The following is a 22,051-nucleotide window of genomic DNA, read 5'->3' on the forward strand; positions in this document are numbered from 1 at the left end:
TGTCGAGCAGAATGCGGAGAGATCGAACTCATGAGCGTCACGCACCAGCAGGTCATGGAGCCCATCGTCTGCGGTCATCCCGCGGCGGCCCGGTTGCTGCCCTCCTTCGACGTCGCGCGGCTTCTCGAGGATCTGGACCGCCTGGACGACCACCAGTGGGCGTTGCAGCAGACCTTCACCTCCGCCGGGCTGGCCGAGCGGGCGCCCTATGACTGGCGCGCGCTGCCGCTCCGCAGCCCGACGGGCCGTCCCGAGCGCACCGACCCCGGCGGCGCCGGCCTGGACGAGTTCGCCGACACGCCCTGGCTCGCCCAGGCCCCCTACTTCGCCGAGATCCTGGCCTCGATCCCGGCCCCCCTGCGCTGCGTGCGACTGCTCGCGCTCGGGCCGGGCGCGATCGGCGAGGTCCACTTCGACACCAAGGTCGGCTTCCCCTGGGGAAACCTGCGGCTGCACGTGCCGATCACGACCAACCCCGGCGCCGCCCTGATCATCGAAGGGGTGGAGCACCGGTGGCAGCCCGGCACGTTCTGGTTCGGCGACTTCGGCCGGTGGCACCAGGTGCTCAACACCGGCCAGGACAAGCGCATCCACATGATCGTCGACACACTGATCACGCCGGACACGCTGAGCCTGTTCCCCCCGGACTTCCTCGGCACGCTGTCCGCCGACGAGGTGCTCTACGCCCGTCCCGCCGTGCCGCTGGAGGACCCCGAGCGCTACCACTGCGCGTTCGAGATCCCCGCGTCGTTCGCCGACTGGGAGGAGGCGGAGGGCCAGTTCCTGCTGCCCCAGCCGAAGCTCGCGGCGACCGTCGAGAGCGATGACGACGGGAGCCGCCTGGTCCTGACGCTGGACGGCGAGCCGGCGTTCGCTCTCGTCCACGTCGGCGAGGGCGAGTTCCGCTTCACCGGATGGACGGAGGAGCGCACCATCCAGGTCGTGCCCGGCGGTGCGGCGCCGGCCGTCGTCCTGCGGACCCGCCGGGGCACGGCCGAGCGCCGGCTTGAGATCCCCGCCACCCGGCGGATCCCGTCCGCGGCGTGAACCGTCGTCCCGTCCCGCCGGGCGGCGCGGCCCGGCGGGACGGTCACGACCGGCCGAGGAGGAGACAGTGAAGATCGAGACGGTGAACGGCCTGACCATCGGGCTGGTCGACGCCGACGAGGCCGAGCGCGGCGACTGGGAGCGCCACCGGGCCGAGCTGGACCTGGTCCGGGTCGTGGGCCCGCCCCCGGAGTCGTGGCCGCGGCTGCGGGCCGCGGGCTTCGCCGTCCACCCCGCGTGGATCACCTGGATGGCCTCGGTCGCCGCGTCGGAGGAGGAGTTCCTGAGCCGGCTGTCGGTGCAGGAACGGCGCAACGTGCGCCTCGGGCTGCGCTACGCGGCCGGCCGCGACGTCCGGATGGACGTGGCCGACCCGGTGGACGACCTCGTCTTCGACGACTTCCTCAAGTTGTACGAGCCGCACATCGGCGGCATGCGGCACGGCGTGCCGTACGCGAGCATGGAGCGCGAGGAGATCCTCGGGATGCGCGAGGACTACTTCGCCGTGCAGGCGTTCGAGGACGGCGCGCTCGTGGGCTGCTGCATGTGCCGCAAGCGCGCCGACGCCTCGACCGTGGTGATCCGATTCGTGACGACGACCCAGGACAGCCGGCAGCACCGCATTGTCCGCGCCATGTACATGCGGGTGTTCGCCAAGGCCCGCGAGATGGGGTACCGGAGCGTCTCTCTGGGCACCGACCCTGCGCTCTACGGCCACATCGCCAAGCCGGGGCTGTTCCGCTTCAAGAGCCGGCTGGGCTTCACCCCGATCCCGGCGCGGTTGTTCGGCACCATGGACGACCCCGACGAGGCCACCCGGGTGCTCCGCCTCGACACGCTCACCGAGCCGTCGTTGCTGATCTCGTACGCCCCGGCCCTGGAAGCACCGGCCCCGGAAGCACTGGCCCCGGACGCGGGGAACGCGGAGATCACCTTCGACACCCCGCTCCGCCTGGACGTGCTGACCGGCGAGGACGCCGACCACCCGGAGGCGGATCTGGGGCCGTACCGGGCGCCGTTCCTCGCCGGCCTCGGCGTGGTGCGGATCGGCTGAACCCCCGCCTCCGAACCCCCGCCTCCGAACCCCGCTGGCCCCCGCCCGGCCCACTCGTCCGGCCCCTCGCGGGGGTGCCGTCAGGCCGGTCCCGGATGCTCCACCAGGGCGAGCGCCCTGGTGGGGCTGCCCGAGCCGCCCACGATGGGCAGCGGCCCCACCATCAGCACGGCGCCGGTGGGCGGCAGCAGGGAGAGGTTGCGCAGCTGCGTCAGACCGTACTTCCCCGCGCCGTGGAAGTACCAGTGACACGGGTAGGGACGGTCGGCGAACTCGCCCGCGAGGCCGGCGTCGGTGCCGACGGTCTCCACGCCGATGCCGATCACCGGGGTCCGCTCGGCCAGCCAGCGCGCGCACTCCGGCGCTACGCCGGGCGTGTGCCCCTCGTTCAGGAACCGTGCCGGGTCCTCACGGCGGGTGTCCCAGCCGGTGCGGTAGAGCAGCCAGCCGCCCTCCGGAAGCTCGCCGTGGCTCTCCTGCCAGTGCTCGACGTGCTCGCGGCGCAGCAGGAAGTCGGGGTCGTCCGCCGCCTCCGCGGTGAAGTCGAGCACGACTGCCGGGCCCACGAGACGCCCGGGCGGCACCTCCGACACGTCGTGGGTGCCCTTGCCCGACAGCCAGTGCACGGGCGCGTCGAAGTGCGTGCCCGTGTGCTCCGACAGGCGGATGTTGTTCCAGTAGACGGTGGGCCCGGCGGCGTCGTAGTCGCTGATGACCTCACGGGAGAACGGCCACGGCTGGCCCCGCTCCGGCGGAAGCTGGATGATCGGCGTCCGCTCGGAGAGCGGAGCGGTGAGGTCGACGACCTCGACGACGCCGCGGCGCATCGCGTGGACGAGTTCGGTGAGCAGGCCCATGTCAGGCCACCATGATCTCGTCGCCGGACACCTTCAGCTTGAAGGCGGGCAGCGGCTGGTCCGCCGGGCCGAAGGTGACCGAGCCGTCGGCGATCGCGAACCTGCTGATGTGGCAGGGGCAGACGATCTCGCCGTCCGACACCTCGTCCACCCGGCAGCCCCGGTGGGTGCACAGGGCGGAGAACGCCTTGAAGGTGCCGGCCTCCGGCTGCGTCACCACGACGTCGAGGTCGGAGAGCACGTGGCCGCCGCCGACGGGGACGTCTGCGGTCCGGCCGAGGGAGGTGCCGCTCGGCGGCGCGTCCGCCGTACGGGCGACCTCGCACCCGGAGAGCGCGGCGGTCGCGGCGGCGGCCGCGGCCGCCGCGCCCGTTCCCGCGAGCACGGCGCGTCGGCTGTAGGTGGGGCTCATCGGGTACCTCCGGAGAAAACTCCCGCCTCCGGCGGGGAGGAATCGGACCTGGGTGGGAGGGGTGGGAGGAGGGGGTGGTCAGCCCTTCGCGAGCGAGAGCTCCCCGGCGGACGCCGAGGCGCGCAGGGCGGACGCGAACCGCTCGCCGGAGCCGCCGGTGGCGGACAGGTGGCCGTCGGGCCGGGCCAGCCACCACACCGGCTGGTCCAGCCCGCCGTACGTGCCCGGCAGCGCCTGCCCGGCGGCCCGGGCGAGGGTGGTCCCGGCGGGCGCCGCGGCGGCGGGGGCGTCCGGGGGGACCACGATCACGAGGCGGGCGGGAAGAACCCACGGGCGCGCCCGCGCGGCTTCGACCACCGGCAGCGCCTCGGCCACGCCGGGCGCGAAGACCAGACCGGTGAAGCCCTGGCCGAGGAGCCGGCGCAGCCGGGTCGGCACGCCGTCCACCGTGACCTCGCCGTCGGGCGCGAACGCTCCCAGCAGCGGATGTCCCCGCTCGACGATGGGGGAGTCGGTGTAGGTGTGGGGCTCGGCCATCCTGCCGCTGTTGACGTGGCGGCGGGCGAGGCCGAGGATGCGCGACAGGCGCAGCAGCGCCGCGCGGGCCCACCGCCTGACCAGGTTGGGCGGCACCATGAAGCGGATGGTCGCCTCGGTCACCCGCAGGTTCTCCAGCGCGGCGGCGTACCGCTCGGTGTGGTAGCTGTCCAGCAGTTCCTCGCCGCCGCGGCCCGAAAGCACGAGCGCGAGCTTCCAGGCGAGGTTGTCGGCATCCTGGATGCCGCTGTTCATGCCGCGCGAGCCGTACGGCGGCAGCGCGTGCGCCGCGTCGCCGGCGAACAGCACCCGGCCCACCCGGAGCCGCTCGACCACCCGCTGGTGGAAGCGGTAGGTGCTGACCCAGTCCACCTCGTACGGGATGTCGCCGATGACCGCCCTGACCCGCTGGTCGAACCGGCCGTCGGCGCGCTCGGCGTCGATGTCGGCGTCCGGCGGCAACTGCCAGTCGATGCGCCAGATGTCGTGCGGCTGCGGGTGCATGACGAGCTGCCGGCCGGGGTTGAAGTGCGGGTCGTAGTGGAAGTGCCGCTCCCGCGCCAGCGGCAGCTTCGCCTTGATGTCGGTGATGAGGAACCGGTCGCGGTGGGTGTAGCCGGTCCACCGGACGCCCATCAGCTCCCGGAGCCTGCTGCGCACGCCGTCGCAGGCGACCAGGTAGGAGAAGGCGAGCTCCCGCTCGCCCGTGCCGGTGCGCACGCGGACGGCCACGCCGTCCCCGTCCTGGCGCACGTCGGTCACCTCGTGGTCCCACCGCAGGTCGCAGAGGGGTTCGGCCTCCGCCGCCCGCACCAGGATCTGCTCGATGCGGTGCTGGGAGATGTTGACGAACGGCCCGAAGCCGGGGCCGCGGGGATACTCGGCCGCCCTGATCTCCCGGTTGCGCACGTAGGTCCGGGCGACGTCCCAGGTCACGCCCTCCTCGGCGATCGGGTCCGCGCAGCCGAACTTGTCCAGCACCTCCAGCACGTCGCCCTGGATCAGGCACGCCTTGGACCCCTGCTTGACCAGGTGCGGGCTCGCCTCCAGCAGCACGCACGGCACGCCCTGACCGGCCAGCCGCAGCGCCGCGACCAGTCCCACCGGCCCGGCGCCGACGATGCCGACCGGTGCCTCGACTCCGCTCACGGCGCCCTCCTCGTCTCCGTGTCGGCCTCCAGGACGGCCTCGCCGTCCGCGTGCAGGCCGTTGCCGTTGCCGTTGGTGCTCACGCCGTTGCTGTTCATGCCGGTGCCGGGCACGCCGTTCTGCAGGGTGCGGAACACCGGCAGGTCACGGACGGCCGCCAGGTACGGCGTGCCCTGCGTGTATCCGGTGCCGGAGGCCTCGCCCAGCATGCGCACGGCCAGCCGGTAGTGGGTCTGGCGCCAGCGGGCGAGGGTCCGCGCGAAGGACTCCATCGCCGCCCCGAGCCGTACGCGGTCCGGCTCGGGCACGCCGGAGCCGAGCAGCGCGGCGCAGGCCTCGTCCAGGGTCTCCTGACCGGCCAGCACCCGCATGCGCACGTCCGGCACCGAGAAGTACGCCTGCGAGTCGATCCGGCCCGGGTCGGGCATGCTGCACAGTGACTCGACCAGCTTGTAGTTGCGCGACTGGATCGCGCTGGCGCCCTCGGTGAACTGGCGGAAGGTGCGGAACGCCTCGACCTGCATGGTGGCGAGCATCGAGAAGAGCGGTCCCGACTCCTCCAGTGCGGCCCGGGAGCCGTCGAGGAAGTACACCGCCCGGTCCACCTCGCCCTGCCGCAGCGCCGCGATCGCGCCGCGCAGGTGCGTGGACAGCAGCGCGAAGGTGGTCTCGAACGCCTGGAGCACGCGCAGGAAGAGATACTCGTCGTGGATGGTGTCGACGGGCAGGATGCTCAGCTTCATGGCCCGCCGCTCGGCGAAGGACATGTCGCCGCGGACCGCCGCGCACGCCTGGCGGGCCTGGTCGGCGGGGCCCACCTCGGTCAGCCCCGCGTCGAGCGCCATCCGGCCCAGCACCGGCCGCAGCACCCGCAGCCCGTGCCGGTAGCGCTTGCCGACCAGGGCCGCGTCCGGCCGCATGCGGGGCAGCAGCGTCGTACGGCCGTCCCGGGCGGCCAGCTCGAAGGCCAGCGCGTCGGCGACGAGCTGGGCGATCAGCCGGTCGCACCGAGGCCGCGCGAAGAGGGCCTGCTCCAGGGGATCGTCCGGCCCGGGGAGCTGGAGCAGCGACAGCGCCAGATACGTTGGGTAGTCGTAGCGCTGGTCGGGTTTGTCCAGAGCGGTGTCGAGGAAACTCGCGAGCGTGTGGACGTGCGGCCACGGTCCGTGCAGCGACGGCAGCAGCGTCCGCGCCTCCGCCAGCATCCGGAGCAGTTCCGGGGGCACGAAGTGTTTGCCGACGTGGTGATATTCGCGCACCACCGCGGCGTAGGGGAACTTCATGAGGTCGGGCTTGCGCAGCCAGGAGCTCAGCTCAGCTGTGGACACGGACACCACCGCACGATCCATGCTTGCTTCGGTACGCCGAGACGGCCGCGCACAGGGCCGCGACGTCGCCGGCGTCGTTGTAGAAGTGACACGAGATCCGGACGTACCGGCCTCGTGGGCTCACGCTGACGCCGTGCTCGGCGAGGAACCGGGCCAGCGACTCGGGGTCGGGGTCGAGGAGACAGAGGTGCGCGCCGCGGGCCCGCCGGGGCGGCAGGACGACCTGCTCGCCCCGCTCGCGCAGGCTTCCGGCGGCCAGGTCGGTCAGGGCCAGCACGTGGTCCCGCACCTCGGCGAGGTCGAGCGGCTCGACGAGGTCGAACCCCGCGTTGGCCGCGTAGGCCGCCGGCACCGCGGGCGTCCCGGTCTCGAACCGGGTGGCCGCGGCGGGGAAGTCCAGCAGGCGCACGTCGAAGGCGAAGGGATCGACGCGCCCGAACCACCCGGTCAGCACGGGATCGAGACCGAGGGACCCGGGCGCGCGTACGTAGAGGAAGGCCAGGCCGGGCAGGCCGAGCAGATACTTCATCGTGCCGGCCACCAGGAAGTCGCAGCCGAGTTCGTCCACCCGTACGGGCCGGACCCCCACGGCCTGGTAGGCGTCCACGAACACCGGAGCCCCGGCGGCGTGCGCGACCGCCGCGATCTCGGCGACCGGCATGACGCGGCCCTCGGCGTAGGTCACCAGCGGCACCGACACCAGCCGGGTGCGATCGTCGATCAGCGCGGCGTAGTCGCCGGCAGGATTGTCCGTACTGTCGGCGGTATCGTCCACGGGTTCCCCGGCAGAGGGGGCGTGGACGACCTCCGTGCCGTCGCGTCCCTGCGCGAGCCACACGTGGGAGATCGACGGGAACTCCGCCGCGCTGCTCACGATCCGGTGCCGTCCGCGCCGGCCCAGGGTGGAGGCCACCTGGTAGGCCCCGACGGAGGCGTTGGGCACCACGGCCACGCGCTCGGCGTCGGCGCCGACGAGCCGGGCGAACCGGGCGCGCGCCCGGTCGACCTGCCGCGAGAACCGCTCCCAGGCACCGGCTCCCAGGGTCATGTCCGCCGCCATCCGCCCAAGCGCGTGGTCGAGGTCGGTGGAGCGGGCGCCCAGGCCGCAACTCGACAGGTGCACCGTGCGTTCCAGCATCGGGAAGCGCCGCCGGAACGCCGCCGCGGCGCTGCTCGTGCCGCTCATAGCGCGGTCTCTGCCATGGGGCCGGTGCGGGTGAGCTCGTCGCGCAGCTCCCACAGCTCGGGGAAGAACCTGTAGTTGATCAGGCTGGCCAGGACGTCCACGGGGGTCCCCTGGGTGCCCACGACCTGATGCCCGATGATCCGCGTCGCCATCTTGTAGTGCCGTACGCGCCACAGGGAGATGCGCTCGTCCCACTCGATGAGCGCCTCGGCCAGCCGGTGTTCGGGGCTGTGCAGCCCGCTCCGGTACAGCTCGGCGAGGTCGAGCCCGGTCCGACGGACCATGGCGGCGAACGCCGCTTCGAGCCGGCGCCCGCACCGCCGGATGGCCCGCCAGCCGGGTGAGTCGGCGCCCGAGCCGTGCCCCAGCACCGTGCGGATCAGCTGGAAGTCCCAGGGCGACAGGTGCCGCATCATCTCCAGCTGGCCGGTCACCAGCTCGATGCCCAGAGACGCCCGGCCGAGCAGGCCCGTGGCGCTCTCCAGCTCCTCCGCGCCGATGCGCTCGGCGGCCTCGTCGAGGTCGGCGCAGGTGAGCTTCAGCCACAGTTCGGTGGTCTGGTGCACGACCTGGAAGAGCAACTCGTCCCGGTGGACGACCTCGTCCGGGCCGCGTTGCAAGGACAGCAAGGTATCGGTCCGCATATACCTCGCGTAATCGGTGTCACCCTCGCCGGTGAGCACCTGCTTGGAGTAGTCCTTCATGTAGCGAACCCCAATGTCTCACTCGTCGACATTCATGGGGCGACGGTACGAGGGCGTCCTATCATCCGGGTCTCAGTGAATTGCCGGTTATGCGCGGACGTACGGAGAATCGGAGACCCGGCACAGCCGGGCCGTCAATTCTTCCGCAGGGCGAATCGACAAACAATGGACGGGAGAATCCATGTTTGCTGCCCGGAAACTGCTGGGCCTTGTCGGCGTATTGCTGATGACGGCCGCACTCACGCTCGCGCCGGAAGCGGCCGGAGCGGCCGGAGCCGAGGAGGTGACTTTCACCAGCGACGGAACGCGATTGAACGGCACCGTTTTCGCTCCTACCGGGACGGGCCATCGGCGTCCCGGCCTGGTGCTCGTCTCGGTGTCCGGCTGGATGCCGCGCGAGGAACTGCACAAGATGGTCGCGCCCTTCGTCGAGGCGGGCGTCGTGACGTTCGTCTACGAAAAGCGGACGGCCGGATATTCGGCGACGCAGCGGTCCTATTCCCGCCTCGCGGACGACGCGCTGGCGGCGGTGCGGCTGCTGCGCGCCCGCCCGGACGTCGACCCGGATCGGGTGGGGCTGTGGGGCGTCAGCGAGGGAGGCTGGGTGGCGCCGCTGGTGGCCGCGCGCTCGCCGGAGGTCGGCTTCGTGGTGCTGCTGGCGGCGAGCGGCGTGCGGCCGGCCCGGCAGACGGCCTGGCACCTGGACAACCTGCTGCGGCACGACGGCGTGTCCGGTCCGCTCGCGCTCAACGGCGTCCGGCTGGCCGAGGGCCTCGGGCAGTTCCCCGAGGCCGCCTTCGACCCCGCGTCCGCGCTGACCCGGGTGCGTCAGCCGGTGTTCGCCGTGTGGGGGGCGGACGACCACACCGTCCCGCCCGCCGAGTCGATGGCGGTCGTCCGGAACGCTCTGGAGCGAGGGGGCAACCACGACTACACGATGCGGGTCGTCTCGTCGGCCACCCATCCGCTCGCCCGCGGCACGACCTGGATCGTCCCCGAGTTCTACGACCTGGTGGTGGCGTGGCTGAAGAGCCCGGAGGCGGCCGGGCGGTCCGACGCGCCACCCTCGCAGGAGCGGACCAGCCTGCCCGTCGAGCCGCGCACCTGGTACGAGTCGGCCTGGGCGCAGGGCGGGGCGCTGGTGCTGATGGCGGTGCTGTTCTCCGCCTATCTGGGCGCCGGGCTCGCCGGGCGGAGACGGCGGCGCCGGGCCGAGGCGGCGCGAGGGCCGGAGCAGGGATCACAGCAGGGGCCGGAGCAACAGCCACAGCGAGGGTCACAGCGGGGCTCACAGCGGGGCTCACAGCAGGATTCACGGCAGGATCCGGGGATGCGCCGGACCGCCCGGCTCCTGGCGGTCTGCGGGCTGCTCGCCCCCCTCGGCCTCGTCTGCTACGTCGTCGCCCTCCTGCTCACCCAGCGTACGGGCGCCGTCGGCGGGGTGGTGGTGCCGTACCTGGCACTCCGGGGGATCGTCCTGCTCGCCGTCGCCGCGATGGCCTTCGTCGTCGCCGGATGGTGGCGTGCCCGGCGCCACATCACCCGGGCGGAGCGCGTACGGCTGGGCCTGCTCCTCGGCGGCGGCGCGGTGCTGCTGCCCTGGGCGGCCTACTGGGGCCTGCTGTTCGGTTGACCCTGTTGGGACGAGCCTGTTCGGACGACTCACGGCGGCGACCATGGAGCGTCCGGCACATGTCGTCTGTCCGAGCGGCCCGTCGCGCGGCCGGGAACGGCCCTTCGGGAACGGCCCTTCGGGCACGAGCGGAGACCGAGGTGATAACCCGGATGTCTAGCGTCGCAGCCGTGGCACTTCTCGGGTGGCTGAAACCGCAGCGGGCGCGATTCCGGGTCACCGCGCTGGTCGTCGCCGCGCTCGGCGTGACCGCCCTGACCCTGCACACCCAGCGGCCCGCCGAGGTGCGCGTGGAGAGCGCCTTCGTCGATGTGCCCGCCGGGCCCGGCGCGTCCGGGCGGGTGAGCCTGGACACCAGCCTCTACCTGCCGACACGAACCCCCGCACCCGCGGTCCTGCTGGCCCACGGGTTCGGCGGCGACAAGCACAGCGTGGACGCCGAGGCGTACGAGCTAGCGGAGGCCGGGTTCGTCGTGCAGACCTACACGGCGCGCGGGTTCGGCCGCAGCGGCGGGCGGATCGGCCTGAACGACCCCGACCTGGAGGTCGCCGACGCGCGGCGCCTGCTCGACCGGCTGGCCCGCCGGGCCGACGTGCTCAAGGACGGCCCGGGCGACCCCAGGGTGGCGGTCTCCGGAGCGTCGTACGGCGGAGCGCTGGCGCTGCTGCTGGCCGGGCTCGACCGGCGGATCGACGCGCTCGTCCCCGTGATCACCTACAACGACCTGATGCGGGCGCTGCTGCCGAACTCGGCCGGCGGCCCGGCGGCGGTCACGCCGTCCGCGACGGCCTTCGCCACCGGCGGCGTCTTCAAGAGCTCGTGGGCCGGCTGGCTCTACTCGATGGGGTTCGGCAGCGATCCGGAGGGTGGGGGCGGGCAGTTCGGCGGCTCGCCCCAGTGCGGCCGGTTCACGCCGGAGATCTGCCGCGCCTACACGGAACTGGCCACCACGGGCGCGCCGACCCCGGCGCTGGAGCGGCTGCTGCACCGGCTCTCGCCCACGTCGGTGACGGGCCGCATCACCGCGCCGACCCTGCTGGTGCAGGGCGAGCAGGACACGCTTTTCGGGCTCGACCACGCCGACGTCACCGCGCGCCAGATCGCCCGCGCGGGCGCCTCCGTGCAGATGGTGTGGTATGCGGGCGGCCACGACGGCGACCGCCCCGACGCCGCGCTCCGGGTGCGCATCGCGGACTGGCTGCGGCTGCGGCTGCTCGGCCGGGGGACCGACCCGTTCGGCCCCTTCGAATACCAGGTGCAGGGCTCGATCCGGCCGGACGGCTCGGCGGCGGTGCGCACCGTGCGGGCCCGCGCCTACCCCGGGCTGCTGTCCGGCGAGACCGGAAGCTGGTCCGCCCCGCTCATCGGCGGGGAGCAGACGATCGTCAATCCGCCGGGAGGCCAGCCGGCCGCCGTGAGCGGCATCCCCGGCCTGAACGGCTACCTGTCGCGCACGCCCTGGCTCGCCTCGCTGGTCGGCATGGACCTGCCCGGGCAGTCGGCGAAGTTCTCCACCGCCGCGCTGAAGGCGCCGCTGCTGGTGGCCGGCGTGCCCACCGTACGGCTGCGGGTCTCGGCGGTCGGCGCGCCGGGGGACGGCGCGCTGTTCCTCAAGCTGTACGACAAGGGCCCCGACGGCACCAGGACGCTGCCCGGCAACGGGGTCGCGGCCGTCCGGCTGCCGTCGCTGCCCGCCGACGGGTCCCCGGTCGAGGTGACCGTGAGCCTGCCCGGCATCGTCCACTCCGCGGTGAGCGGGCACGAGCTCGAGCTGACCGTGGCGACGACAGACCAGACCTACCGCCCGTCGTCCGCCCCGGCGGTCTATCGCGTGGCGGTGATCGGCGGGCTACGGGCGCCCGTCGTGCCGGGCACGCCGCTGGAGACGGCCTGGCCGGTCGGCAAGCTCCTCGGCATCGCCGCCGTCCTCGGTGCGGGACTGCTGCTCAGCGTGATCGCGGGGATGCGGCGCCGGCAGCCCGACTTCGATCCCGCGCTGGCCGGCACCCCGCTGGTGGTCGAGGGGCTGACGAAGAGCTATCCCGGCGGAGTGAAGGCGGTGGACGGGCTGTCCTTCCGCGTCGGGCGCGGGCAGGTCCTCGGCCTGCTCGGGCCGAACGGCGCGGGCAAGACGACGACCCTGCGCATGCTGCTCGGGCTGGTGACGCCGACGGCGGGCACCGTGCGGGTCTTCGGCCATCGGGTCACGCCGGGCGCCCCGGTGCTGTCGCGGATCGGGGCCTTCGTGGAGGGCGCCGGTTTCCTCCCGCACCTGTCGGGGGCCGAGAACCTGCGCCTCTACTGGGCGGCCACGGGCCGGCCGGTCGCCGAGGCCCGGCTGGACGACGCGCTGGAGATCGCCGGCCTGGGCGACGCCGTGGAGCGCAGGGTGCGCACCTACAGCCAGGGCATGCGCCAGCGGCTGGCCATCGCGCAGGCCATGCTGGGGCTGCCGGACCTGCTGGTGCTCGACGAGCCCACCAACGGTCTCGACCCTCCGCAGATCCACCACCTGCGCGGGGTGCTCCGGCGGTACGCCGCGACCGGCCGCACGGTGCTCGTCTCCTCGCATCTGCTGGCGGAGGTGGAGCAGACCGCGAACCGGGTGGTCGTGATCCACCGGGGCCGCGTGATCGCCGACGACGCGGTGGGCGCCATCACGGCCGGGTCGGGGGAGACCGGCTTCGCCGTGGACCGTCCGGACGTCGCCGCCGGTCTGCTCCGCGCGGTGCCCGGCGTCTCCGGCGTACGCGTCGAGGAGGGCACCGTGTACGCCAACCTCGACGGCGTCGCCCGTGGGGAGACCGTGCAGCGGCTGGTTCTCGCGGGCGTGGCCGTCGACCGGGTGGCACCGCGGCAACGGCTGGAGGAAGCCTTCCTGCGGCTCGTCCAGGAGGAATCGTGAGGAGTGTGACCCGGTGACCGCTCCGGAACGCGAGGCGACGACCACCCCCGAGCACGACTTCGGCATCCCCCGCGGCCAGGACGCGAGCAGGCGGGACGCGAGCGACGTGACCAGGCGGGACGCGAGCGGCCCGGCCCGCGACGCGCCGCCGTACGAGGGAGCCGCGACGACGCCCGGCCAGAACATCGACCGGAGCACGGGCATGGGCCGGGGAGCCGCCTCCGGCGGCTCGACCGGCGCTTGGACCGGTGCGGACGGCAGGGACGGTGCGGACGGCAGGACCGGCGCGGCGGCGGGATACCGGCCGCGGGGGACCCTGCGCGTCCTGGTCGAGCTGCGCAGGCAGTGGCGCCGCAGGCGCACCCAGCTGGTCTTCGCCCTGATCGCGCTGCTGCCGATCGTGCTGGTCGCGGCCTTCGAGATCGGCGGGCAGGACCCGGCGCGCAGCGCGGTGACCTACGCCGACCTCGCGGTCACGAGCGGCCCGAACTTCGTCGTCTTCACCCTCTATCTGGCCGGTTCGCTCCTCCTGCCGGTCGTGGTCGCGTTGTTCTTCGGCGACGCGGTCGCGAGCGAGGCGTCGTGGTCGAGCCTGAAATACCTGCTGGCGATCCCCGTGCCCCGGCTCCGGCTGCTGCGCCAGAAGGCCGTGACGGCCGCGCTGCTCTCCCTCCTCGCGCTCGGCCTGCTGCCCGCGGTGGCGCTGCTCGCCGGGGTGCTCTGGTACGGCGCGGGCGACGCGACCAGCCCGGCCGGCGACGCGGTCCCCTTCGGCCGCAGCGTGATCATGCTTGCGGTCGCGGTGGGCTACACCGTGGTGCAGCTCGCCTGGGTGGGCGCCCTCGCGCTGTGGCTGTCGGTGACCGTCGACGCCCCGCTCGGCGCGGTGGGCGGCGCCGCGCTGGCGTCGGTGCTCTCCCAGATCCTGGACCAGATCACCGCGCTGGGGTCCTTCCGCGACCTGCTGCCCACCCATCACGCCTGGGCGTGGATCGACCTGTTCGCCACCGACGCCGACGTGACCGGCATGGCCGACGGCCTGCTGGTCTCACTGGTGTACGCGCTGGTCTTCGGCGTGCTCGCCGCCTACCGGTTCAGCCGCAAGGACATCACGACCTGATCCCCAGGTGGGGTGGCTTCAGGTACGGGCGCGAGGCGCGGCTTGAGGAGCGGACGCGAGGGCGGGCGTCAGGAGGACGCCTGGAGGACGCCTGGAGGAACGGCCGGCGGAACGTCAGGCGGTGGCGCTGAGCCCCTCGCCCAGCCCGTTGCCGAGGTCGTTGCCCAGCCCGTTGCCCAGCCCGTTGCCCAGCCCGTTGCCCAGCGCTGCGCCGATGCTGTCGCCGAACTTCTCGCCGATGGTCTCGTTGACGGGGCGCATCGGGGAGACGCGGGCGGCGCCACGGCGGTGCCAGACGAGCCCGCCGCCGTCGCGCCTGTCCGGGCCGACCACGCGGACGACCCGGCCCAGCAGGATGGTGTGGTCGCCGCCGTCCAGCGCGCCGGCCGGCTCACAGCTCACGCGCAGCCGTACGTCGGTCAGCTCCGGCGCCGCGCCGGGGTGGACGTCCAGGCCGCGGAACCTGTCGACGGGCGAGGCGAACCGCAGGGCCAGATCCTGCTGGCCGGGTTCGAGCACGTGCAGGCACAGCTCCCGCGCACCGACGACCGCGTCATGGCTCAGATTGGCCCGGCTCAGGCAGACGAGCAGCATGGGCGGGGACAGGGAGACCGAGCACACGGCGTTCACGGTCAGGCCGCACATCCGGCCGTCCGGCGCGTAGCACGTGAGCACCGTCAGCGGTGCCGCCATCTGCGCCATCGCCTCGCGGAAGGTGTCGGCGCCGACCGACGGAGCGATGTGCGGCAGGGGTGTCGTCCTCGGGTCATCCCGTCGAATGATCACCCATCGACCGTAACGCCGCGGCCTATCATCCAGCTCTCGCCATCCGGAGGAAGACGCCCTGCACACACGTGGCGGGGCGAGATCGTCACGAGAGCATGCCGAGCGCGGGCGCTGGTGCAATTGCATCGCCGCTCCGCTCGCCGCCCGCGGGCCGGACGTGCCATCTGGAAGCGTCCAGTCGAGGAGATCGCATCATGACATCGAGCCCGCGGAGGCTTCCCGCGCCACCCGCCGCCCCGGTACCCGCCGCCCCGGTACCCGCCGCCCCGGTACCCGCCGCCCCGGTACCCGGCCGTTCGCCGTCGCGGCGGGGGAGGGCGGCGCGCGCCGGCGCGGCCGTGGCGATGAGCGTGCTGGCGACGGTCGCCGTACTGCCCGCCGCGGACGCCACCGCGCAGCGGACCGGCGCCCTGGGCGGCCAGACGTCGGGGCCGGTGATCATCGCGCATCGGGGCGCCTCGGCGTACCGGCCCGAACACACCCTCGCGGGATACGAACTGGCGGTGCGCATGGGGGCCGACTACATCGAGCCGGATCTCGTGCTGACCAAGGACGGCGTCCTGGTGGCCTCGCACTCGCCCGAGATCGGCTCGACGACGGACGTCGCGAACCATCCCGAGTTCGCCGGGCGCCAGAAGACCAAGAACCTCGACGGCTGGGAGATGACCGGCTGGTTCGCCGAGGACTTCACGCTGGCCGAGCTGAAGACTTTGCGCTGCCGGGAGGACGAGCCGTCGATCCGCCAGCACACCACCATCTACGACGGCCGCTACCAGATCCCGACGTTCCAGGAGATCATCGGCCTGACCCGGCGGCTGTCCCGGGAGCTCGGCCGGGACGTGGGCATGTATCCGGAGACGAAGAACCCCACCTACTACCGCAAGCTCGGCATGCCCATCGAACCCAAGCTCATCCGCGCGCTGGAGGACAACGGGCTGAACACGCCGCGGGCCAAGGTGATCGTGCAGTCCTTCGAGGTGGGAAACCTCAAGGAGCTCCACAAGCGGCTGCGGGTGCCGCTGATCCAGTTGCTCTACAAGGACGGCGCGCCGCCCGACTTCGCCGAGTCCGGCGACCCGCGCACCTACGCCGACCTGGTCACTCCTGCCGGGCTGCGGGAGATCGCCACCTACGCCGCCGGCATCGGCCCGGACAAGGACATGGTCATCGGACGGAATCCGGACGGCACGCTGAGCCGGGTCACGAACCTGGTCCGGGACGCCCACCGCGCGGGCCTCGTGGTGCACGCGTACACGTTCCGCGCCGAGAACGACACCCTGCCCAAGGACTTCCGGTCGTCTGACCGGGACGGCGACTACGGCGACCTGTTCGGGGAGCTGAAGAAGTTCTTCGCCGCGGGTGTCGACGGGGTCTTCACCGACAACACCGACATCGGCGTCGCGGCCCGCGCCGAACGCTGACCGCCGCCCGTCCCACCCCCTCCCACCCCCCACCCCCTCCCACCCCCTCCCACCCGTCCTCCCGCCGCCCGTTGCCGCCGTACGGCGCCGCGCGAACAGCGCCGTACGGATCGGGCGACGCGCGGGCGGGAAGTCGGGAAACGGGTGCCGCGCACGCGGCGCTTCTCGAATCGGGGAGAGAAGCGCCGGGTTCGGGGAAAAGGCGTGGCGTTCCGCATGGCTGTGAAGAACCGGGTGACGCGTCAGGGTGGTTACCCGCGCCCGCACGCGGATCGATGTGCCGAACACGCGGAATGCCGCGTGGGCCGGGGACGTCTGTGCGGTGCCCTGCCCAGATTCGCGAACGAGTCGCGTGGCATGGGATGAACCGCGAAGGCGGAGGGTGATGTCTCCGATGAATTCCGAACCGGCTTCAGCCGATCACGCGTGCGCGGCGGCGTCCGATCCGGCGAAGGCGAGATCCCGCCGCCGGGGCGCGCTCACCGTCACTTCGAGCAGCATGTGTTCTATGTCGAGTTCTCCTTCCCGCACGGTCCGGTCGGCCAGCAGGCGCAGGGTCCGGTCGCCGTCCCCGGCGCCCCGCAGGAGGGCCACCAGATCGCCGCGGGTGCTGAAATGAATGAGCGCGACGCCGTCCGGGGTGAGCCAGTTCGGCGCTTCCTCGAGAAATCGGCGGTGCGTGTGGTAACCCGCGTCGACGTACGCCCGGTCGTGCATGTTCTCGTATTCGAATCCGGGCGGCGCCAGCACGTAGTTCGAACTCCAGAAAACGAGGTCGAAGCGCTCGCCTTCGGCGAGTCCCGCGAACAGATCACTGCACCGGGCGTCCACCCGGTCGGCCACGCCGTGGCGCGCTGCGTTCATCGCCGTGTTGCGGGCCGCCTCCGGGTTGATGTCGAGCGCCACCACGCGCGCGCACCCGGCCAGCGCGGCCGACACGGAGATCAGCCCGGAACCCGATCCCATTTCGAGAAGAGAGCTCCAGCGAGGAGCGTCCGATCCTTCCATGAGTCCCAGGAATCCCATCGCGATCTGGGTGGAAGGAGAATAGATGGGGGCGAAAACCTCGGGCAGGAGGTCCCATTCCCGGTCGTACATGCTGAACACGCTCGGGCGGTCCGTCCGTGTTCGCGAGCGTTGACTTCGTTCAAGCGAGCGTAGGTAACTCTTGGCCTCCAGGGTCACGTCGTTTGTCTCCCTCCTTGTCGGCAATAGGGCTTACGCTCACTTTCACCCGGCGGGGAACGCCGGGAAAGGTTGCGGCACAACACACTTTCCGGTCTCGGATGGTGACGCAGCCACCGGGAGGCCCGATGGCGGGAACCCGGAGGGGCGGGCGGGACGGTGGCGGGTGAACAGGAGGCGGTCAGGGGTGTCAGCCGGGGTCGCGAGGCGGCCGGCGGCGCTTATGATCACATCAGCCGGACGTGTCGCGGTGATGGAAGCGGTGCCCGCCGGTCGATTCGACAGGCGGTGGAGGTCTGTGTCAACTTGTCGTCTAGTTGACATGTAGACGGTAAGGACAGACATTTCGCCTATCAAGTGACGAGCCTGCACCTCGTGAACGGCCTCCATCACCCCCAGGAAAGGGCCCTGCTGTGCCGACGAGTCAACGGGTTATACTCGCCGTTTCGTCCCCGTGCGCGCCGCACGGGTTCCTCCGTCACCCCCGCACGGACGGTCGCGAGCCCCGCCAGTCTCCCGATTGCGAGGCGTTGTATGGCTGACACCCTGTCCTTTCTCGAACTCCTGGCGAGGGAGGGATCGCCGGACGAGTTCGAGATGGTCGTGGCCGTGGCACGGAGGAACGGGGTGACCGGGGAAGGACTCGAGGAGCTGGAGCGGGCCAAGCGCCTGAGCCTCGCGGTGCACGCCCAGCTCGAACGGCACCAGCAGCGTGAGGGGACCTTCGCGACGCTCGTCGACACGGCCAGGGAGCTCGCCAAGCCGCCGGATCTCGACGTCCTGCTCAACGTGACGACCAGGCGGGCACGGCTGTTGCTGCGGGTGGACATGGCCTACATCGGCATGCCGGACGACGACCTGAAGGAGGTGTGCATCCGGGCGGCGGACGGGCACACCTCGATGCTCAGCGTGGGACTGCGGCTGCCGAACACCGGGGGCGTGGGGCGCAAGGTGCTCACCGACAGCCTGCCGTTCTGGACCCCCGACTACCTGGTGGACCAGCGGTTCGCCCACAGCGAGCGGACCGACGAGGTCGTGCGGGCGGAGGGGTTGCACGCGATCATGGCCGCACCGCTCGTGTACGAGAAGGCGCCGTTCGGCATCCTGTACGTCGGCGACCGGAACGTCCGCCACTTCAAGGTGGACGAGATCTCGCTGCTGAGCTCGCTGGCGAGCCTCGCCAGCGCCATGATCGAGAAAGCCCGGTGGCTGGAGGCGGCCAGGAGCCGGGCGGAGGCGCTGCGCATCCGGGTGGAGGAGGCCGAGACCCAGCTCGGCAGCCTGGCGGACCTCACCGAGGTGCACCAGGGGCTCATGGACATGGCGCTCTCCGGCGGGAACCTCCAGACGCTGACCGTGGAGGCCGCGCACCGCCTGCGGGCCTCGGTCCAGCTGCGGGGCGCGGACGGCACGGTCCTGGCCACGGCGGGACGGCTGCCGGAACGCGAGGACCTCGTCCTGCTGGCCCGGATGAACGCGCACGCCGCGCGGGAGCCGTTCTACCTGGAGGGCATGTGGGCGGCGCCGGTCCTCGCCGGCGACGGGCATCTCGGCACCCTGCTGGTGTTCCCCGCGGAGCCGCTGGACGAGTGGGCGCGGCGGCTGCTCGGCATCGTCGCGCAGGTCGCCGCGGTGCTCGTGCTGCTGGACCGCAAACCGGGCATGCTCGAAGCGGGCGACCGGGGCGAGCTGCTCGACGACCTTCTCGCGAACCCGCCGCGTCCGGCCCAGCGGCTGCGCAAGCGGGCCCGGTGGCTCGGCATCGACCTCGACACCGACCACGTCATCGTGCTGAGCCGTACGGACGGCGCCGCCCGAGGGAAGGCCGCGGTGTGGGCCGCGTCGTACGCCCACAGCATGGGCGGCCTGCACACGGTCAAGAACGGGTGCAACGTGCTGCTGCTCATGGGGTCCGACCCGGCGGCGGCCGCGCGGGCCGTCTCCGCCAAGCTGTCCCCCCTGCTGGACACCCCGGTGACGGTCGCGGCGGCGGGGCCGATCTCCGACCCCGCGTCGGTCCGGTCCGGATTCGCCGAGGCGCTGCGCTGTCTGGAGGCCATGACGACCCTCGGGGCCGGCGGCTCCGCGGCCTCGGTCGGCGATCTCGGCTTCCTGGGCGTCCTGCTGGCCGACAGCCCGGACATCGACGGATTCATCTCCGCGGCGATCGGGCCCGTGCTGGAGTACGACCGGCAGCGGTCCACCGAACTCGTCCAGACTCTCGGGGCGTACTTCGAGTCGGGGAGCAGTCCCACGTACGCCGCCGAGAAGCTGCACGTCCACCCCAACACCGTGTCCCGTCGGCTGGAACGCATCGGCGAGCTGCTCGGCCCGGGCTGGCAGGACACCGAGCGGTCCCTGGACATCCAGCTCGCGCTCCGGCTCGTGCGCCTACGCCACCTGCTCGGCGGTTCCGTCACACCCGGCACCGGGAGGGAAGGCGCGTGAGCCGCGCGCCGCGGTCCTGTCCCGCTCGGTGAGGAGCGAGACGGCGCAGGCGGCCGAGGCCAGCGTGGTGTGGCGGTGCCACCCGGAGAACGACCGGCCGGTGAAGTCCCGCATTCCCACGTCGTCGGAGACGTCGGCGAAGTCCTCGTCGACGAGCCGCGGCAACCGGGTCAGCCTGACCAGCGTGGTGAGATCCGGCGTGCTCAGGTTGGTGAGCCACAGCTCGCCCGGCCGCGCCTCGCCGATTCCGGAGATCCCGAGGAGGAGCAGCTCCCGGTCGGAGCCGCCCGCCTCGGGGGTTCCGGCCGCCCTGCTCACCGGAACGCCGCCCGGCCGCGCGGAACGGGGCCGTACGACCCCCGACTGTACGACCCCCGACTGTACGGCCCCCGGATGCGGGGTCTCCGTATGCGGGCCCCCCATATGCGGACCCCCCATATGCAGGGCCCCCGAGTGCGGAAAACGGGGGGCGGCGCCTCCGTCGTGGCGGTGCGGCGCCACGACGGAGGCCGTGGCCACCAGGCGGGTGTGCCGCCCGGAGTCGGTGTCCGGCACCTCGACGCGGCGCCGGGTGTGCCGCGCCGCCGACATGATCTGCCGGGCGGAGAGGGCCCGCGCCCGGCCGGGAAGACAGAGCTGCTGTTCGCCGTCGATCCTGGCGAGCAGCGGGACGCCGGCGTCGCCGAGCCCGCGCGCGAGAACGTGGACGTCGAGCTCCCGCGCGTCGAGCACGACCGGCCGCACGGGCAGGTCCCACGCGGACAGGTCCAGAAAGGCGTTCACCGCGCAGCCGGACGGCGTGTCGGCGGCGGCGCCCTCGGGGATGGCGGCCCGGCTGCGCCGCCGGCTGTCGTCCAGCCACGCGTCCGGCAGGTGCAGTCTCCAGTTCACCGGGCTGCACAGCCGCTCGGACGCCAGCCACACGCCCATGGCCAGCTGGGCCGTGCCCACCTGGCCGAGACCGGGGAAGAAGCGCCGGTCCACGCCCACCGAGTGCTCGCCCGCCTTGGGGATGAGCACCGGCCGCACGACCCAGGCCTGTGGCGGGGCGACACCGCTCACGTACTCGGCCAGCGCCTGCCGCACCGGCATCCAGTCCCAGGTCGAGTCGCAGACGAAGTGGTGCAGGCTCTGCTCGGTGGCCGGGCCGCCGATCACGCCGGCGATGTTCCTGATCGACTTGCGTCCGGTCGCGGTCAGCAGTCCGTACAGGTAGTCCATTCCCCTGCGGCGCTGGTCGCGGCGGGGGAGGGGCGCGAAGAGCGCCGCGCAGAGGTCGGCGGGCAGCATCTCGGCGGGCGGGATCTCGGCAGGCGGGACGCGGTCGGGAGCGGCGCGGTCGGAAGCGGCGCTGCGCGTGTCGCGCATGGTGGGTCACCCCGGGCGGATGGCGGGCGGACGTGTCGCCTCCACCATCGGCCCCGCGCGCGGCGCGCGCCTAGATGCGCTCGCCCTCATGTGCCGGGCCGCGGTGGTGACGGCGCCACCCCGCGCCCGGTTCGCGCCTCCCGATCCGGGATCTTCCCGCGCCGGTCACTCGGCCGAAGGGTGGCCGGGCCACCATGGGCGGATGCCCATCAGGTGCGGGCGTGTGGCACGGTCACCGCGCCGCGGTCCGTACGACCCCTGGTCACTGTGTGCGGTGGGCCCCGAAGCTGGCCGAAATGGCGATAATCTTGATAAATCTGCCTTACCACGGACCTGACGGATTTTGAGAATATCCGTTGACGGCCTCCCAGGGCTCCCGGACGATCCTGCACATACCGGGAAGTTGCCGCCCTATCAGGAGTAAGGGGGGAACGCGATGATACCGCCCTAAGAGATCCGACATCTAACTTTGCCGAGTGCGCGCCTCATTCTGTTGCGCCGCCGGCGCATCCGTTGGTTCGAAGGGACGTTTCCCGTGGCGAAACTGGACGCACTAAGAGCGCAAATAGACAGCCTCGACCAGAAATTGGCGGAAATCATCGCCGAACGTCTCGGGCTGTGCGCTCAGGTGGCTCACGTGAAGTTGGCCGAGGGGATTTCCATGATGCAGCCGGACCGCGTCACCGCAGTTCGCGACGCCTACGCCGGACGGGCACGAGAGCTGGGCGTGTCACCGGACCTCCTGGTCCGGGTGGCCGCTCTCCTCATCGACGAGGCCTGCCGGCTGGAAGCGGGAATCATGGGAACGTCGATCGGACCCCACACCTCTGAACATACCCGGGCAGGCGGAGCTGGAGGCGTAGCCGATGGGACCAGAGTGTAATACCGAGACAGATGAGGGCGACGTATT

Annotated in this window: 17 protein-coding genes; 8 read left to right on the forward strand and 9 right to left on the reverse strand. The window is 72.4% G+C overall.

Annotated elements, in window-relative coordinates:
• The first annotated feature begins 30 nt into the window (after positions 1 to 30).
• Together OG344_RS16635 and OG344_RS16640 are read left to right on the forward strand one after the other, a co-directional pair.
• Positions 31 to 1,047 carry an aspartyl/asparaginyl beta-hydroxylase domain-containing protein gene (locus tag OG344_RS16635; RefSeq protein ID WP_405088996.1) on the forward strand — a complete coding sequence of 339 codons (1,017 nt, stop codon included), beginning with the start codon at positions 31 to 33 and terminating at the stop codon, positions 1,045 to 1,047.
• Between the two features lie 67 nt (positions 1,048 to 1,114).
• Complete coding sequence (locus tag OG344_RS16640; RefSeq protein ID WP_405088997.1) at positions 1,115 to 2,101, forward strand: GNAT family N-acetyltransferase; 987 nt, start codon at positions 1,115 to 1,117, stop codon at positions 2,099 to 2,101.
• Positions 2,102 to 2,181: 80 nt separating this feature from the next.
• On the opposite strand, the gene OG344_RS16645 is transcribed toward OG344_RS16640, so the two are convergent.
• The 6 genes from OG344_RS16645 to OG344_RS16670 all read right to left on the reverse strand — a co-directional run bounded on the left by OG344_RS16645 (position 2,182) and on the right by OG344_RS16670 (position 8,274).
• Positions 2,182 to 2,958, reverse strand: coding sequence for a cyclase family protein (locus OG344_RS16645; RefSeq protein WP_405088998.1), 777 nt, complete (start codon positions 2,956 to 2,958; stop codon positions 2,182 to 2,184).
• Position 2,959: 1 nt separating this feature from the next.
• Positions 2,960 to 3,370 (reverse strand): Rieske (2Fe-2S) protein, encoded by a 411-nt coding sequence (locus tag OG344_RS16650; RefSeq protein ID WP_327044189.1) that lies wholly within the window; start codon positions 3,368 to 3,370, stop codon positions 2,960 to 2,962.
• Between the two features lie 78 nt (positions 3,371 to 3,448).
• A complete protein-coding gene (locus OG344_RS16655; RefSeq protein ID WP_327044190.1) occupies positions 3,449 to 5,056 on the reverse strand; it encodes an FAD-dependent monooxygenase in 1,608 nt (535 codons plus the stop codon).
• Positions 5,053 to 6,405 (reverse strand): hypothetical protein, encoded by a 1,353-nt coding sequence (locus OG344_RS16660; RefSeq protein WP_405088999.1) that lies wholly within the window; start codon positions 6,403 to 6,405, stop codon positions 5,053 to 5,055. The genes OG344_RS16655 and OG344_RS16660 overlap by 4 nt, the downstream gene beginning before the upstream one ends.
• On the reverse strand, positions 6,371 to 7,570 hold the full coding sequence (locus OG344_RS16665) for an aminotransferase class V-fold PLP-dependent enzyme (protein WP_405089000.1): 1,200 nt from the start codon (positions 7,568 to 7,570) through the stop codon (positions 6,371 to 6,373). The genes OG344_RS16660 and OG344_RS16665 overlap by 35 nt, the downstream gene beginning before the upstream one ends.
• The gene (locus OG344_RS16670) at positions 7,567 to 8,274 is read right to left on the reverse strand and encodes a tryptophan 2,3-dioxygenase family protein (RefSeq protein ID WP_405089001.1); all 708 of its coding nucleotides are present in this window, start codon (positions 8,272 to 8,274) and stop codon (positions 7,567 to 7,569) included. Before OG344_RS16670 ends, OG344_RS16665 begins: the two co-directional genes overlap by 4 nt.
• A gap of 181 nt (positions 8,275 to 8,455) precedes the next feature.
• Between OG344_RS16670 and OG344_RS16675 the strand changes: the two genes are divergently transcribed.
• The 3 genes from OG344_RS16675 (at position 8,456) to OG344_RS16685 (ending at position 13,933) form a co-directional block, all read left to right on the forward strand.
• Positions 8,456 to 9,907 (forward strand): alpha/beta hydrolase family protein, encoded by a 1,452-nt coding sequence (locus OG344_RS16675; RefSeq protein WP_405089002.1) that lies wholly within the window; start codon positions 8,456 to 8,458, stop codon positions 9,905 to 9,907.
• A gap of 170 nt (positions 9,908 to 10,077) precedes the next feature.
• On the forward strand, positions 10,078 to 12,813 hold the full coding sequence (locus tag OG344_RS16680) for an alpha/beta fold hydrolase (RefSeq protein ID WP_405089003.1): 2,736 nt from the start codon (positions 10,078 to 10,080) through the stop codon (positions 12,811 to 12,813).
• Positions 12,814 to 12,826: 13 nt separating this feature from the next.
• A complete protein-coding gene (locus OG344_RS16685) occupies positions 12,827 to 13,933 on the forward strand; it encodes an ABC transporter permease (RefSeq protein ID WP_405089004.1) in 1,107 nt (368 codons plus the stop codon).
• Between the two features lie 114 nt (positions 13,934 to 14,047).
• Here the strand turns inward: OG344_RS16685 and OG344_RS16690 are convergent, their stop codons facing one another.
• On the reverse strand, positions 14,048 to 14,719 hold the full coding sequence (locus tag OG344_RS16690) for a flavin reductase family protein (RefSeq protein ID WP_405089005.1): 672 nt from the start codon (positions 14,717 to 14,719) through the stop codon (positions 14,048 to 14,050).
• A gap of 344 nt (positions 14,720 to 15,063) precedes the next feature.
• Between OG344_RS16690 and OG344_RS16695 the strand changes: the two genes are divergently transcribed.
• Positions 15,064 to 16,140, forward strand: coding sequence for a glycerophosphodiester phosphodiesterase (locus tag OG344_RS16695; RefSeq protein WP_405089106.1), 1,077 nt, complete (start codon positions 15,064 to 15,066; stop codon positions 16,138 to 16,140).
• A gap of 420 nt (positions 16,141 to 16,560) precedes the next feature.
• On the opposite strand, the gene OG344_RS16700 is transcribed toward OG344_RS16695, so the two are convergent.
• On the reverse strand, positions 16,561 to 17,238 hold the full coding sequence (locus OG344_RS16700) for a class I SAM-dependent methyltransferase (protein WP_327044199.1): 678 nt from the start codon (positions 17,236 to 17,238) through the stop codon (positions 16,561 to 16,563).
• 621 nt (positions 17,239 to 17,859) lie between these two features.
• On the opposite strand from OG344_RS16700, the gene OG344_RS16705 reads away from it, so the two are divergent.
• Positions 17,860 to 19,773: a helix-turn-helix domain-containing protein gene (locus tag OG344_RS16705; RefSeq protein ID WP_405089006.1), complete on the forward strand. Its 1,914-nt coding sequence runs from the start codon at positions 17,860 to 17,862 to the stop codon at positions 19,771 to 19,773.
• Here the strand turns inward: OG344_RS16705 and OG344_RS16710 are convergent.
• Positions 19,717 to 21,141 (reverse strand): IS701 family transposase, encoded by a 1,425-nt coding sequence (locus OG344_RS16710; protein ID WP_405089007.1) that lies wholly within the window; start codon positions 21,139 to 21,141, stop codon positions 19,717 to 19,719. The two genes, OG344_RS16705 and OG344_RS16710, sit on opposite strands and share 57 nt — an antisense overlap.
• A gap of 535 nt (positions 21,142 to 21,676) precedes the next feature.
• Between OG344_RS16710 and OG344_RS16715 the strand changes: the two genes are divergently transcribed.
• Positions 21,677 to 22,024 (forward strand): chorismate mutase, encoded by a 348-nt coding sequence (locus OG344_RS16715; RefSeq protein ID WP_405089008.1) that lies wholly within the window; start codon positions 21,677 to 21,679, stop codon positions 22,022 to 22,024.
• The last annotated feature ends 27 nt before the right edge of the window (positions 22,025 to 22,051 follow it).

The sequence above is a fragment of the Microbispora sp. NBC_01389 genome, assembly GCF_045040095.1.
Classification (GTDB): domain Bacteria; phylum Actinomycetota; class Actinomycetes; order Streptosporangiales; family Streptosporangiaceae; genus Microbispora.

Bases quoted from the DNA above. Each gene is read 5' to 3' on its own strand.
- OG344_RS16635 (WP_405088996.1), top strand. From the start codon at position 31: ATGAGCGTCACGCACCAGCAGGTCATGGAGCCCATCGTCTGCGGTCAT.
- OG344_RS16645 (WP_405088998.1), bottom strand. From the start codon at position 2,958: ATGGGCCTGCTCACCGAACTCGTCCACGCGATGCGCCGCGGCGTCGTC.
- OG344_RS16650 (WP_327044189.1), bottom strand. From the start codon at position 3,370: ATGAGCCCCACCTACAGCCGACGCGCCGTGCTCGCGGGAACGGGCGCG.
- OG344_RS16660 (WP_405088999.1), bottom strand. From the start codon at position 6,405: ATGGATCGTGCGGTGGTGTCCGTGTCCACAGCTGAGCTGAGCTCCTGG.
- OG344_RS16665 (WP_405089000.1), bottom strand. From the start codon at position 7,570: ATGAGCGGCACGAGCAGCGCCGCGGCGGCGTTCCGGCGGCGCTTCCCG.
- OG344_RS16670 (WP_405089001.1), bottom strand. From the start codon at position 8,274: ATGAAGGACTACTCCAAGCAGGTGCTCACCGGCGAGGGTGACACCGAT.
- OG344_RS16675 (WP_405089002.1), top strand. From the start codon at position 8,456: ATGTTTGCTGCCCGGAAACTGCTGGGCCTTGTCGGCGTATTGCTGATG.
- OG344_RS16695 (WP_405089106.1), top strand. From the start codon at position 15,064: ATGAGCGTGCTGGCGACGGTCGCCGTACTGCCCGCCGCGGACGCCACC.
- OG344_RS16700 (WP_327044199.1), bottom strand. From the start codon at position 17,238: ATGTACGACCGGGAATGGGACCTCCTGCCCGAGGTTTTCGCCCCCATC.
- OG344_RS16705 (WP_405089006.1), top strand. From the start codon at position 17,860: ATGGCTGACACCCTGTCCTTTCTCGAACTCCTGGCGAGGGAGGGATCG.
- OG344_RS16710 (WP_405089007.1), bottom strand. From the start codon at position 21,141: ATGCGCGACACGCGCAGCGCCGCTTCCGACCGCGCCGCTCCCGACCGC.